The organism is Cohnella silvisoli (assembly GCF_021190915.1).
In the GTDB taxonomy this organism is placed as follows: domain Bacteria; phylum Bacillota; class Bacilli; order Paenibacillales; family Paenibacillaceae; genus Cohnella; species Cohnella silvisoli.
In genome coordinates, this window is record NZ_JAIOAP010000015.1 from 127835 (window position 1) to 140197 (window position 12363).

Genomic DNA, 12363 nt, shown 5'->3' on the forward strand with positions numbered 1-12363 from the left:
CAGTTTTAGTGATTAGGATTGTTCTCGATAATCTTGACGGCTTCCGTTATTTCCCTAAGTACATCGGATTGCAGCTGAGAATTTAAATAACTCGCTTTAATGAAAGCTTCCCCTGTTTGACTTGAGGTATAATGCGGGGGCAAATGATTCAAGGTTAGCAATATAATATCAATCTGGCATTTTTCACAATCGCATTTCAGAGCGCCGGTTTTTACGTAATTATTATCGAACAAGTCGCTGACGATAGGTTCCATAACATTCAGAATAGACAATTCGCGAGAAAATTTCATCTGCACCCTCCTCCTCGTTTGATAATCATTATATCGGAAAAAGGCACTCAGCACATTAACAAATTACCTCGGCAATGGCTGATATGGGCAGATTCATGCGGATGCACCCTGAATTTAGTAAACCGCTCCACTAACGTCATTTAAAATGGAGAACGGGGCTTTCCCATAAAGTATGAAAAGACTTGATGGATAGCCCCAATTCGAGCATGTCCAGATTTGCAGCCTAGGCAATCGAATTGTTCTGCAGCGATGCAGAACAATTGGAAAAATACATTTATGTTTTATTGAAGCTAATCCGGATTGAAGAACAAATGGAAAAGTACATTTAATTCGCTTGATTCAAGTCAAAATACGATCTGACTAGCCGAAATAACTGCACTTTTCCCTCTAATTCTATTTTTCCAAACCTCAGGTGTTTAATTAACTGTATATTTCCATCAGGTTTCTACGACAGCCCCGTTCTGCCCACGCTTCGACTGCTGCCTATTTGAACTTCTCGAGACAGGACTTGCAAATACAAGATCTATTGAGTTGGTCCCGAGGGATTTGGCCGAATATTTGCGGCGGAAACTTTTCTTTGCTGCACCAGCAAGCGCCTTGCGGCACACCTACGAGGTTGCCGCAATTGTTGTCCTTGCTGCAGAGGGGACAGCTATTCGCGCTATTCGTTTCCGGCGTCAAGTTAATGCCCCTCCCGTCTTCGGATTACTTACTTTTCAAAAATTGAACCGCCTTGGTAATATCCGCTTCCGGATTGGCCCCTACTTCGCGTTCGATGGTCAGATATCCATTATAACCGATGTCCCTCAGCGCCTTAAGATAACCGTCCCACTCCACGCCGCCCTCACCTAGCGGAACCTCTCTGAACGCATCGCCGGACTCGGCATCCGCCGCTATCTTATCATGATCGAGCGGCTCAAAGCCAAGAGCGCCGTAGATTAGGCGGGGATCGACCTCGCGAAGCCGAATTCCGTCTTTGGCATGCGTATGAACGATATAATCCTTAAGCGTATAAACCCCTTGAACCGGATCGTCGCCGGTGACCATGACCATGTTGGCCGGGTCGAAGTTGACGGAGACGCCCTTGGAACCGAGACCATCCAGGAAGCTCTTCAGATGAGCTGCCGTTTCTGGCCCCGTCTCAATTGCGAAGTACGCGTTCATGCTCGTCGCGTACCGGCTTAATTCCGCGCAAGCGTTGTGCATGGACTCGTACACTTCGCTATTTCGATCGTCCGGCACGATTCCGATATGGGTCGTCACAACGTTGGTACCGAGTTCGACGGCCAGATCCAGAATCCGCTTCGACTTCTCGACTTTCGCGGCATTAGCCGTTTTATCCTGAAATCCGTGGCCGCCAAGATCGCCAACCAATGCCGAGATTTGCAATCCTAGCGATTCGATATAGTCTTTCCATTCTTTCCGGGCGGCCGATGATAGATTCGCTGGATCCATCTCTCCTGCAACGGCATAAATTTGTACCCCGTCAGCTCCGACGTCACGTGCTTTAACGAGCCCCTGACGAACGCCAACGCGGAAGCTGTCCACGATAACTCCGATTTTCCAAGGCTGGATGATGTCCGCCATATTTACCGCACCCCTTCAGCTTGTTTCGTTTCTTCCCATAATCTCCGAACGTTGTTAAGCGCCATCTTCGTTGCTTCCTTGCATGGTTCCATTCCTTCGAATTCAATGGACAAATATCCGTCATAACCCGATTGATGCACGATTCGGAACGCCGATCGAATATCGAGATCGCCGTGTCCGACGATAGCTCCGCGCAAGTAGTTGCCTCCCGTGGAACGAAACCATCCTTCTCCCGGGTCGGAAGTTTCCGGCCTGATGTAAAAATCTTTCACATGTACGATGGAAGCATACGGAATGTTTTTGCGAACAGCCGTAACCGGATTTTCATCGACGCAAACGAAGTTTCCGATATCGAGCGTTGTCCGGAAGTTCGGACGATCCACCTCGTTGATTAAAGCTTGAACCCTATCGCTTGCTTGGATGTAATAGCCGTGATTTTCCACGCTAGTCGTAATTCCGAACTGGGCGGCATAGTCGGCGATTCTGCGGCAAGCCTCCGCCAGCTTAGGCAAATCTTTTGTGAATTGCCGAATGGATTTATCCTCGGAATTCGCGACATCATGACGCATTAACTTAACCCCGAGAGCAGCGGCAACATCGACTTCCCTCATAACTCGTTCGATTTCCCGTTCATACGCTTGCTCGTCCAAGCCGGCAAAATTAGCACCGATCGCATAATTGGAAATATCGATTCCGACTTCGTTCGCTTTGCGTTTGATCGCATCGATTAGTTCGGGATTAGCAATCAGATCGAACCCGAGCGGAACGATTTCCACGTGTTCGCCGCCCATATCCGCGATATGACCGATGGCTTGGATGATGTCCATTTCGCCGGTTTGTATCGCCTGCCATAAACTATAAGAACTTATCCCTATTTTCATAGCCTGATTTCCTCGCCCTTGGCCGCAGATTCATAGATGCCGCACAGGATCTTCATCATTTCCACGCCGTCTTCGACCGGGCTGATCGGCTTCGTCCCATTCGCGATGCAATCGATAAAATGGTTAACTTCGCTATCGAATGCAGGCTGACCCGCGAAGCCCGCCGTGCTGTCGGTTTGCGGTTGAATGTTCAAGATCGTGTTGTGCTTCTCGGTGACGATGGCAATTGCCGGGTCAATCTCGAAGCTGCCCTTGTCGCCATAAAGCTTCACGGCTCCCTCGTCTTGCTTCGCGTGCAGCGTGAAACTTACGTCGACCATCAAGGATGCGCCGTTCTCGAAGCGAATGATCGCATTCGCCAGATCTTCGACCGTATTCTTGGTTGCATCGTAATCTGCCGATTTATAAGAGGACAGGTGCTCGATATTCGAACGATTGCCAAGCTTCTTGTACGTATTGGCGCTTATCGTCTTCACCTTCGGACGACCCATCAAGTACCAGCACAGATCGATTACGTGAACGCCGATATCGATCAATGGGCCTCCGCCGGAACGTTCAACGTCCGCGAACCAGCCTCCGGGATTGCCCAGTCTCCGCAGTGTCGAAGCTTTGGCGTAATAGATTTCTCCGAACTCGCCTTGCTCCGCGAATGCACGAAGCATTTTCACGTTCGGATCGTATCGGCGTACGAACCCGACTTGAAGCAGTTTGCCGGAAGCACGAACGGCTTTCTCGATCGCAAAAGCCTCATCCAGAGTCCGGGACAACGGCTTTTCCACCAGCACGTGCTTGCCGGCTTCGAGCGCGGCGATGCTAATTGGAGCATGGGTGTTATTCCATGTACAAATGCTGACCGCATCGATATCCGGATTGGCGAGCAGCTCGCGATAATCGGTGTAGATCTTGTCCGCGCCGTATTTGGCCGCTGCTTGGCGAGCCCGCGCTTCGTTCACGTCGCAAATCGCGGTAATGACCGCCTGCGAATTACTAGCGTATGCATTCAGATGACATTCCGAAATAGATCCTGTACCGATGACGCCAATTCGAATCGGATTCACTAAGTTCAACTCTCCCTTGTGATAACATTTATTCTTAATTCGTATTATAATGGGATTAGCCTTAGTTACCATGAAGAAGCATGCTGTATGTTTGTACAATCGTGCGATTTCAGGAGTGGAAAATATGGACAAGATTGCCTCTTTGCGCGAACCGATGCCGATGCCCGATCCGTCGTTCCCAATGAAGATCCATCCTCGCCAAACCTATGAGTTAGGGGTGGGTACGACATTATTTCCCCATCATTGGCATGAACATATGGAATTTTTATTTTTCGTGTCCGGAAAAGCGATGATCGAGTGCGGATCCGTCCCTTATCAATTTCAATCCGGCGATTTATGCGTCGTGAACAGCAACGAGCTTCACTATGGAATCAGCACAGCCGAGGGTTTGTCTTATTATGCGATGATCGTCGATATCTCTATGCTTCACAGCCATTCCGTCGATGCAGTTGAAACGAAGTTCATAACTCCGATTTCCCAGAACCGGATTTTGTTTCAAAATCGAATATCGGACGACGCGGATATCACTAGCTGCATGCTCTCAATAATAGACGAATTAGAACGTAAGGAACTAGGCTATGAATTATCGATCAAATCGCACCTGTACCGCTTGCTCTCCCTCCTCGTTCGCCATTATGTCGCAACGCTGAAGGATCAGGATGAATATCGGCACAAACTTAAGGATCTGGAACGTCTTGCTCCCGTGTTTACTTACATCGACGAGTATTACCGGGATAAGCTGACCGTGCAGAAGCTTGCCGATCATGTAGGCCTTAGCCGATTCCATTTCAGCCGATTGTTCAAGCAAGTGACTGACAAATCGTTGATCGAATATATTAATTTGGTTCGAATTAACAAATCGGAGAGTTTGCTTCGCAGCACGCGAATGAATATCTCGGAAATTGCCCTTGCAACGGGCTTTAGCGATATCTTTTACTTCAGCCGAACATTCAAACAGCTGAAGAAAATATCTCCTTCGGAATGGAGAAGCAACGATTCGTAAAGGACAAGCAGAGTGCGCCGGCCGATTGATGCCTGCGCACTTTGTTCTTTTCTACAACACCATTCGATTTTTCGTATATCGATTCGCATAAGCAGAAGCAGCGTAAGCATCCGGCTTCACTCGCGGGGCATACATCCCCATCGCATCTACCCGATCCACCATCTCCTGAACGTACAGTGCCGTTTTATTCACGATCGGCTCCGTACCCGCGTCAATGTCGATATAAGTTTCGAGCATAGCTCCTTGATACACGTAAGGGAGGATCAAGTCTTCCATCCTCATGACGACATCCGCATCGAAGTAACCCGCCACCCTCTGGGAGAAGGAAGTTTCGAGCGCCAGTTTTTCTCTAATCGAATGCAGCTGTCTTGGAACGGCTAATTGGCGGTAACAAGCCCATGCCCCTTTTCCTATCCGGTGGATAACGATGCCCGTCACGAATTTGGTGTGCCCGCGATGAACCTGACTGTCCGTACCGATAACAAAATGGTATGCGCATTTGGGGTCCTGGTTAATGAAACGAAGGATTCGTTCGAGGACATGATCAAGGTTAAGGTTGCTCTCCGACACGTTCTGAAAACTCAATTCATCCCAACTGGAAATGGTACTCATCATGGTCATATCCAATCACCTCTGCCACGCATGCTGTCTTTCCTTTCCTATTGTATGGCGCTGTTGACCGAACTCGAACCTGCTCGACAAATGAATCCTTGCTTACTTATGAAAACTCGTTTTTCCGACTTGTTTTGCGGGTTATTTTACTCGCTGGGCGAAGGGTACTATAATAAATAAAGTTAATCTACAAAAGCCCGAACAAAGGGGATTACATAAGATGGCAAAAAGAGTTCTTGTGATGACCGCGGTTGATGCAGAGAAAGATGCGGTGCTGCGAGGTATTCGCGGGGATAGCCGATTCGAGGTGCTTGCGGCGGGAGTCGGTCCGATCGCGGCTGCGGTCAGCACGGCGACGGCATTGGCATCGGCAATGGTAACTCCGGACTCCGGATATGATCTCGTCGTAAGCGCGGGAATCGGCGGAGGATTCCCGAATCAGGCAGACATCGGCACGATTGTCGTGGCGAACGAGGTTATTGCAGCCGATCTCGGCGTTCAGACGTTGGATGGGTTCAGCAGCATCGATGAGCTTGGCTTCGGGACTAGCCGTCTTCCGGTCGCGGCGGATTTATCTTCTCGGTTGGTTGAAGCTCTTCGATCGGGAGTGTTGACGGTGAATTATGGTCCCATCCTCACATTATCAACGGCTACGGGTACTGCTATAACGGCCTCGGAGTTAACTGCTCGTATTCCCGGAGCTGCCGCAGAAGCTATGGAAGGATTCGGCGTTGCCGCCGCGGCGCATAGTCGCAGCATCCCTTTCATAGAAATACGCGCTATCTCTAATATTGTCGGTCCACGCGATAGAGCCTCTTGGCGAATCGGGGAAGCATTGGCCGCTCTCGAAGCGGCTAGCACTCATTTATCGGAGGTATTCTCATGAAAATCGCATACTCCCCTTGCCCCAACGACACGTTCGTGTTTCACGCCTTGGTGCACGGATTGATCCCCGGCGCTCCTTCATTCGATGTGACTTATGCGGATATCGATGTAACGAATAATCTAGCGGCAAGCTCCACCGAATTGGATATTATGAAAATTTCCTACGCCGCGCTGCCGTGGGTTCAGCCCGAGTACAAGCTTCTGCCCTGCGGCGGCGCGCTTGGGCGGGGATGCGGACCGCTCGTTCTAATGGTCGGCGAAGAAGGTACGAATGGCCCCATCAATAGTGACCCTATCGCCAATTCCACGAATGCTTCCCGATTGTCCGGCAAAAGAGTTGCCGTGCCTAGCGAACGATCGACCGCCTACATGTTATTCCGATTGTGGGCTGCACAAAATGTTCCCGGAGGAGTCGGCGAAATCGTGGTTATGCCATTCCACGAAATCATGCCGGCTGTGCAGGGCGGTCATATTGATGCCGGATTGGTCATCCACGAAGCCCGATTTACGTACCCGAACTATGGATTAAGCATGCTCGTCGACCTCGGCAACTGGTGGGAAATCGATACGGGCCTGCCGATTCCGCTAGGCGCGATCATTGCTAAGCGCTCTCTAGATTTGACCGCGATCAGCGCATGGATTCGTCAGTCCGTTGAATATGCTTGGCAGCATCCGGACGCTTCGAAAGAGTATGTATTGAATCACGCCCAGGAGATGGATCCGAGTGTCGCGCAATCGCACATCGATCTTTACGTGAACGAGTTCACGGCCAACTTAGGAGAAGACGGCTACAATGCCATCACGACCCTATTGGAACGGGCTACGCATGAAGGGCTCATCCCGCAGATGGACTTAGCGTCTCTTCGTTAACTTCCGTGAGCGCAGTACCCATTGAGGAATAAGGAAATCATGTACTGGAAATAATACCCTCTGTTTGATAAGGAGAGAGGGTGCGCGGGTATGGGATTTTTAGGACAGATGTTTTCCAACAATCGGCGCAAAAGCAATAGCGCAGCCAAGAACAACCGAACCGCGCCGACCGCCAAGTACGTGGCTTCCTCGCTTCAAGACAATATATCTTACGTGAACGAAGCCCTTTTCCGCACCGCCGATCTCATTAGCCGACCGATCGACTATTTATCCGAGCAAGGCTCTCTCCTCTATCTCAGTTCCGTTTGCGATACGATTAAAATCCATCAGTTCATCCTAAAGCCTTTGCTCGGGGCGCACGAAGCAAACCTCGATCGCGTTCTTACCGCCGCCATTGTGGAGAAGCTTTCGAATTTGGAGAAAGCAATCGACCTCATGCTTGCGGGGTATGCCGTCCTCTTCCTTGAGGGCAAGGAAGAATGTTATGCCGTTCAAGTCTCCTTCATCAACGACAGAAGCGTAACCGAACCGCAGAACGAGAAAACCATTCAAGGGGCACACGATGGGTTTATCGAAAGCATGAGAGTTAATCTCCAGCTTGTCCGCAAGCAGATTAATAGCCGGAATCTAGTTGTTCGCCGATACACTTTAGGCAATATGACGAAGACGGAGGCATCCATCGTGTATTTGAACGATCTAGCCAATCCGGAGCTCGTCGAGGAGATCGATCGCAGAATTGCGGAGGTCAACGCGGACAATTTAATGTCCGGGTTTCTATTGCTCGAATACATAGAGAATCAGTCCTTTTCTCCATTTCCGCAAATCCTGCAAACCGAACGACCGGACAGGGTCGTTGCAAACCTGCTGGAAGGGCGCGTAGCGCTCTTAATGGAAGGATCTCCGGCAACGTTGATTATGCCCGTTACCTTCTTCGCCTTCTACCAATCGCCCGACGATTATTATAGCCGTTCCTTGGCGGGCTCCTTCCTACGGTTATTGCGTCTCTTCAGCTTCTTCATTGCGCTCGCTCTTCCCGCCTTCTATATTGCGGTCGTATCGTTCCATTATGAAGTCATCCCCATGGAGTTGTTCTATCGGATCAAAGGCAGCGTCGAGAAAATTCCTTATCCCCCCATTCTGGAAGCCTTATTCATGGAACTCACGATCGAGCTGCTCAGAGAGGCCGGTATGCGCCTGCCTTCTCCGATCGGACAATCAATCGGCATCGTAGGAGGTTTGGTCATCGGAGACGCGGTCGTTCGTGTCGGACTCGTATCCTATCCGATGATAACCGTCGTCGCCCTGACGGCGATCGCCTCTTTTGTCGTCCCCTCTCATGAAATGAGTTATTCTGTCCGATTGCTGCGGTTTCCGGTGATGATCGCGGCAGCCCTGTTCGGGTTTGTCGGTATCGTCTTCGCCTTAACGGCGATCTTAATACACCTTTGCAAGCTGGAGTCATTCGGCACTCCTTACTTCGCTCCGATTGCCCCCATGCGAGTGAAGGATTGGAAAGATGCCATTATTCGCCTTCCCTTCTGGAAGCTGAACGAACGTCCTTTGGATCCGCACCCTCAGAAGCTCGTTCAGGAAATAGGCGCAAAAGAGGAGGGCAACGATGATCGCGGCTAAAGACAAGATTACGCCGGGGCAGCTGATGATTCTGGTTATTCAATCGCAGATTGGCGTAAGCGTCTTATTCCTGCCCTCCACGGTGGAATCCATCGCCCGGAACGATGCTTGGATATCGGTCATCCTCGCAGGCGGAGTCACATTATTACTGATCACGATCATGTGGGCGCTGAGCCGGCGATTCCCTGCAATGACTTTATTCGAATATCTACCGCTGCTGCTGGGGAAGTTCTTAGGAAAAATCGTTCATGTTATTTACGCGATGTTGTTTATCTTAGCTTGCAGCCTTATTGCGGTCCAATTCGCTGACGTAGTTAGGGACTGGGTTTTCTCAAGCACCCCAAGTTGGATAATCTTGGGGTTATTGCTAGTGACGTCTCTCTATATGGCACAAGAAAATATTCGATTGATCGCGCGGTTTTTCGTGCTTACCTTCGGGGTGATCTTCGTCTTAATCCTGATCGCGGCTTATGCGTTCCGAGATGCCGATATTCTATACATCTTGCCGATTAATCAGGCCGGCATTCCAAATATCTTCAAGGGAATGCTAAAAGCCATGACCTCGCTATTCGGCTTTGAAATCCTCCTATTCAGTTATCCCTATGTGCAAGGGGGAGGCAAAGGGATTCTGAAAGCAACCCTCTTCGCCAATCTATTCTCGACGCTTTTGTATACCTTTTTGGTATTCACCTGCCTGATCGTTTTCAGCCCGGAGGAGCTTAAGATTATCCCGCAACCCGTACTTTATATGGTTAAGGCATTAACTTTCACGGTATTCGAGCGCGCTGATCTGTATATCTTGACGATATGGACAGTTGTGGTCATCTCGACAGTCATCGCTTACTTGTTCATGGCAGCCAAATCGGTATCGGCTTTGTTCGGTAAGAAGCGGCATAAGGGAACTGCTCCGTTCGTATCCATTGTCATCTTTATTATTGCGCTCATCCCGCATAATCAAGACACGACCAATATCCTGCAAAATCTCGTCGCCATATTTGCGAGCGTTTCTCTTGCAGCGCTCCCACTCATTCTGCTATGCATCTCCGTCTTTTTGAATATCAAAGGAAAGGAACAAGCAGAAGTATGAGAAGGAATCTAGCTTACGCAGTGGTCGGGGCAGTTATCCTAATGTTATGCGGATGTTGGGATCAACAGCTATTGAAGACCGAAAGAAACGTGAGCATAGCCGGTATGGACCCAGGCACCAATGGATTGCTTCGGGCAACGGTATCCATTCGGGATGTCACGTCCACGGAATCGGGAAGCAAGGATACAAACGAAGTTCATTCCGTATTGGCGAGAAGCACGCAACACGCAAGGGAACTGCTTAACGAGGAAATATCCGGAAGCTATTCCAACGCGAAAATGCGCGTGCTTCTGCTTGGAGAAGAAATGGTAAGAAACCATGACGTCATGCCTTACCTTGATGTGTATTATCGCGATCCGAAGAGTCCCTTGAATGCAAGGATCGCCGTAACGAGAGGGAAAGCGGAGGATATGATCCGCATTAAAATGATCGGTTCAAAAACGATAGGCTTGCATATTGACGAGCTCCTCAATAGCACGGAAGAGGCGACGGTAGTTCCCCACGTCAATATTCAAACGCTTCATCCGTTAGATCGCGGATATGACTTTTCATTGCCTTATTTAGTTATACGCGAAGGTATTCCAGCCATATCCGGCATCGCTTTGTTTAGCGGTACCCGGATGACGGACACTTTGGGTCTGGACGAATCCAGGCTTTATCTGCTGATGGCCGGATTAAAAAACATTAACCTAAGACTGACGATGAAGTCAGTGGATAGAAATAAATCAAACAGCTACGATTACGTCACTGTTGAAGTCAAAAAATTAAAACGTAAACTTAAAGTAACGGTTTCGAAAAATAAACAAATTAGCGTAAAGCTCAATCTAAAGTTAAGAGTCACGGTCATGGAAGATCCGAGGAACCATTTGTACAAGATGAAAATCATGCATGACTTGGAGCGGACATTATCGGAACAGTTGACGGACGAAGCGAAAGCAATCGTACATAAAATGCATCGGGCCAACCATGACGGTTTCGGCATTGCCCGCAGACTCATGTCGTTCCATCCCAAGCTTTGGAAGCAACTAGACTGGGATAAAGAGTATCCGCAAATTCTATTCAATACGAGTGTTTCCTTGCAAATCGTGAATACCGGGATTACGGAATGACATGTGAAAAAGGGCATTCACGGTTTACGTGAACGCCCTTCGTATTTCCCGATCATAGAAAGCTGTTAACGAGCAATCCGGTTGTCGGTAATTGGATATAGGATTGCATGGATGATTGATACGCCGCGAATTGCTGCATTGCTTGCATCTTTTGATTAAGTAACGCGCTGGCTGACGTATCGTTAAACCGGTCGGTTGCTTTCTCCAACGCCTTAGCCATACCGTTACTGCCACTTATCGACCTCTTTGTTTGCTCGTAATTCGCGCTTAGCCGTTGCTTAAGCTTCGTTTCATCGAGCTTCAACGTTCCGTCGCCGTTTTTCTCGATGCCTATTTGTTCATACGATATGGAGCTTACGACAGCTTCCAAGCTTCTTTTCACCGACGGGTTCAAGTATCCCCCAGCTTCCTTTAACCGATCATGCATCGTATTGTAGCTGGATATCAGCTTCTTGACCTGCTCAACCGTTCCCTTCTCGTCTGGGCGAACCTCGATATCGACGGCACCCGCAGTCGGCTGGAGCAGCGTTGCCGTAACCTTCCCTTTCTCAAGCTCGATCCTGTTCGTTTGGGAAGACTGGCTCGCTCCTCCGTCCAAGGAATAAGATGCATTCGCCGCAGCCGTAGTCGCCGTTGTGATCCCCGCCGTCGTCGCTGCATTGCCAGTCACGTCGGCAATAGCGAATGCTTGATCCGTGCCTGTTTTGTCGCTTTTTAACTCAAGTTTGGATGTGCCAGTATGAGAATCGTTAACAACGCTGGCGGTTACGCCCGTCTTCGCGTCGTTTATTGCCGTTTTTATCTTCGTTAAGGCCTGCTCGTTCGTATCGCTAGCGGCTATATGGCTTGAGATCGTAGTCGACTTCCCGCCGATCGTCAGCTTGATTTGATTGGTCCCGCTTTGAATTCCGGTTAAGCTTCCTGTATTTAAGCTTGCCCCGCTGTTCTTCTGGGATTCGGCAATCGAACTGACGGTTACTTGATAAGTGTGAAATGAAGCACCGCTTTCCGCCGACGCTGAAATGGATTTGTTGTCGGACGATACCGTTTCTCTTGCTTGCAAGGATGAAGTACTCTTCTGCAGCAAACTGTTGGCCGAGGACTGAACGCTCTGGGCCGACTTGAGAAAATTCGCGATTCCGGTCGCCGCGGTTTTGGCAATTTGCTCATATGGATTATAAGATGGCTTTAACCACGAGCCCGTGGGCTGCCGATAAGCCGTTTGGCTGAACGGTGAGTGCGTGTACGAGGAAACGGGAGGTACGATTCTGTTGGCAGATCCAGCGGAATACAACATGCTGTCATCACCTCAATAAATAAAAGTATATACGCTTATACTATATCACTCG

13 protein-coding genes are annotated in these 12363 nt (G+C 49.4%); 6 read left to right on the forward strand and 7 right to left on the reverse strand.

The genetic code is table 11. The features are described 5' to 3' along the window. Positions 1-5: 5 nt before the first annotated feature. From K7P76_RS24505 to K7P76_RS24525, 5 genes are all read right to left on the reverse strand, one after another. Positions 6-290 (reverse strand): late competence development ComFB family protein, encoded by a 285-nt coding sequence (locus K7P76_RS24505; protein ID WP_232188121.1) that lies wholly within the window; start codon positions 288-290, stop codon positions 6-8. A 483-nt stretch (positions 291-773) separates the two neighbouring features. Further along, entirely contained in the window at positions 774-971 is a 198-nt protein-coding gene (locus K7P76_RS33240) for a cysteine-rich CWC family protein (protein WP_255678757.1), read from the reverse strand. 24 nt (positions 972-995) lie between these two features. Beyond that, on the reverse strand, positions 996-1877 hold the full coding sequence (locus tag K7P76_RS24515; RefSeq protein ID WP_232188123.1) for a sugar phosphate isomerase/epimerase family protein: 882 nt from the start codon (positions 1875-1877) through the stop codon (positions 996-998). Positions 1878-1879: 2 nt separating this feature from the next. Further along, a complete protein-coding gene (locus tag K7P76_RS24520) occupies positions 1880-2758 on the reverse strand; it encodes a sugar phosphate isomerase/epimerase family protein (RefSeq protein WP_232188125.1) in 879 nt (292 codons plus the stop codon). Next, positions 2755-3816, reverse strand: coding sequence for a Gfo/Idh/MocA family protein (locus K7P76_RS24525; protein ID WP_232188127.1), 1062 nt, complete (start codon positions 3814-3816; stop codon positions 2755-2757). The genes K7P76_RS24520 and K7P76_RS24525 overlap by 4 nt, the downstream gene beginning before the upstream one ends. A 124-nt stretch (positions 3817-3940) precedes the next feature. Here K7P76_RS24525 and K7P76_RS24530 point away from each other — a divergent pair, with 124 nt between their 5' ends. Further along, positions 3941-4819 carry an AraC family transcriptional regulator gene (locus tag K7P76_RS24530; RefSeq protein ID WP_232188129.1) on the forward strand — a complete coding sequence of 293 codons (879 nt, stop codon included), beginning with the start codon at positions 3941-3943 and terminating at the stop codon, positions 4817-4819. A gap of 51 nt (positions 4820-4870) precedes the next feature. Here the strand turns inward: K7P76_RS24530 and K7P76_RS24535 are convergent, their stop codons facing one another. Beyond that, the gene (locus tag K7P76_RS24535) at positions 4871-5440 is read right to left on the reverse strand and encodes a ribonuclease H-like YkuK family protein (protein ID WP_373692481.1); all 570 of its coding nucleotides are present in this window, start codon (positions 5438-5440) and stop codon (positions 4871-4873) included. Between the two features lie 211 nt (positions 5441-5651). Between K7P76_RS24535 and K7P76_RS24540 the strand changes: the two genes are divergently transcribed. From K7P76_RS24540 to K7P76_RS24560, 5 genes are all read left to right on the forward strand, one after another. Beyond that, positions 5652-6317: a futalosine hydrolase gene (locus K7P76_RS24540; RefSeq protein WP_232188131.1), complete on the forward strand. Its 666-nt coding sequence runs from the start codon at positions 5652-5654 to the stop codon at positions 6315-6317. Beyond that, positions 6314-7186, forward strand: a complete 873-nt coding sequence (locus K7P76_RS24545) for a 1,4-dihydroxy-6-naphtoate synthase (RefSeq protein WP_232188133.1) — start codon at positions 6314-6316, stop codon at positions 7184-7186. The genes K7P76_RS24540 and K7P76_RS24545 overlap by 4 nt, the downstream gene beginning before the upstream one ends. 90 nt (positions 7187-7276) lie before the next feature. Beyond that, positions 7277-8818, forward strand: a complete 1542-nt coding sequence (locus K7P76_RS24550; protein ID WP_232188135.1) for a spore germination protein — start codon at positions 7277-7279, stop codon at positions 8816-8818. Further along, a complete protein-coding gene (locus K7P76_RS24555; protein ID WP_232188137.1) occupies positions 8805-9905 on the forward strand; it encodes a GerAB/ArcD/ProY family transporter in 1101 nt (366 codons plus the stop codon). The genes K7P76_RS24550 and K7P76_RS24555 overlap by 14 nt, the downstream gene beginning before the upstream one ends. A gap of 41 nt (positions 9906-9946) precedes the next feature. Beyond that, on the forward strand, positions 9947-11014 hold the full coding sequence (locus K7P76_RS24560) for a Ger(x)C family spore germination protein (protein ID WP_255678770.1): 1068 nt from the start codon (positions 9947-9949) through the stop codon (positions 11012-11014). A gap of 52 nt (positions 11015-11066) precedes the next feature. Here the strand turns inward: K7P76_RS24560 and fliD are convergent, their stop codons facing one another. Then, on the reverse strand, positions 11067-12311 hold the full coding sequence (gene fliD / locus K7P76_RS24565; protein ID WP_232188151.1) for a flagellar filament capping protein FliD: 1245 nt from the start codon (positions 12309-12311) through the stop codon (positions 11067-11069). Between the last annotated feature and the right edge of the window lie 52 nt (positions 12312-12363).

Excerpts from the sequence above, each read along its gene's own strand:
- K7P76_RS24505 (WP_232188121.1), bottom strand. The coding sequence starts at position 290 with ATGAAATTTTCTCGCGAATTGTCTATTCTGAATGTTATGGAACCTATC.
- K7P76_RS24515 (WP_232188123.1), bottom strand. The coding sequence starts at position 1,877 with ATGGCGGACATCATCCAGCCTTGGAAAATCGGAGTTATCGTGGACAGC.
- K7P76_RS24520 (WP_232188125.1), bottom strand. The coding sequence starts at position 2,758 with ATGAAAATAGGGATAAGTTCTTATAGTTTATGGCAGGCGATACAAACC.
- K7P76_RS24530 (WP_232188129.1), top strand. The coding sequence starts at position 3,941 with ATGGACAAGATTGCCTCTTTGCGCGAACCGATGCCGATGCCCGATCCG.
- K7P76_RS24535 (WP_373692481.1), bottom strand. The coding sequence starts at position 5,440 with ATGACCATGATGAGTACCATTTCCAGTTGGGATGAATTGAGTTTTCAG.
- K7P76_RS24540 (WP_232188131.1), top strand. The coding sequence starts at position 5,652 with ATGGCAAAAAGAGTTCTTGTGATGACCGCGGTTGATGCAGAGAAAGAT.
- K7P76_RS24545 (WP_232188133.1), top strand. The coding sequence starts at position 6,314 with ATGAAAATCGCATACTCCCCTTGCCCCAACGACACGTTCGTGTTTCAC.
- K7P76_RS24550 (WP_232188135.1), top strand. The coding sequence starts at position 7,277 with ATGGGATTTTTAGGACAGATGTTTTCCAACAATCGGCGCAAAAGCAAT.
- K7P76_RS24555 (WP_232188137.1), top strand. The coding sequence starts at position 8,805 with ATGATCGCGGCTAAAGACAAGATTACGCCGGGGCAGCTGATGATTCTG.
- K7P76_RS24560 (WP_255678770.1), top strand. The coding sequence starts at position 9,947 with ATGTTATGCGGATGTTGGGATCAACAGCTATTGAAGACCGAAAGAAAC.
- fliD (WP_232188151.1), bottom strand. The coding sequence starts at position 12,311 with ATGTTGTATTCCGCTGGATCTGCCAACAGAATCGTACCTCCCGTTTCC.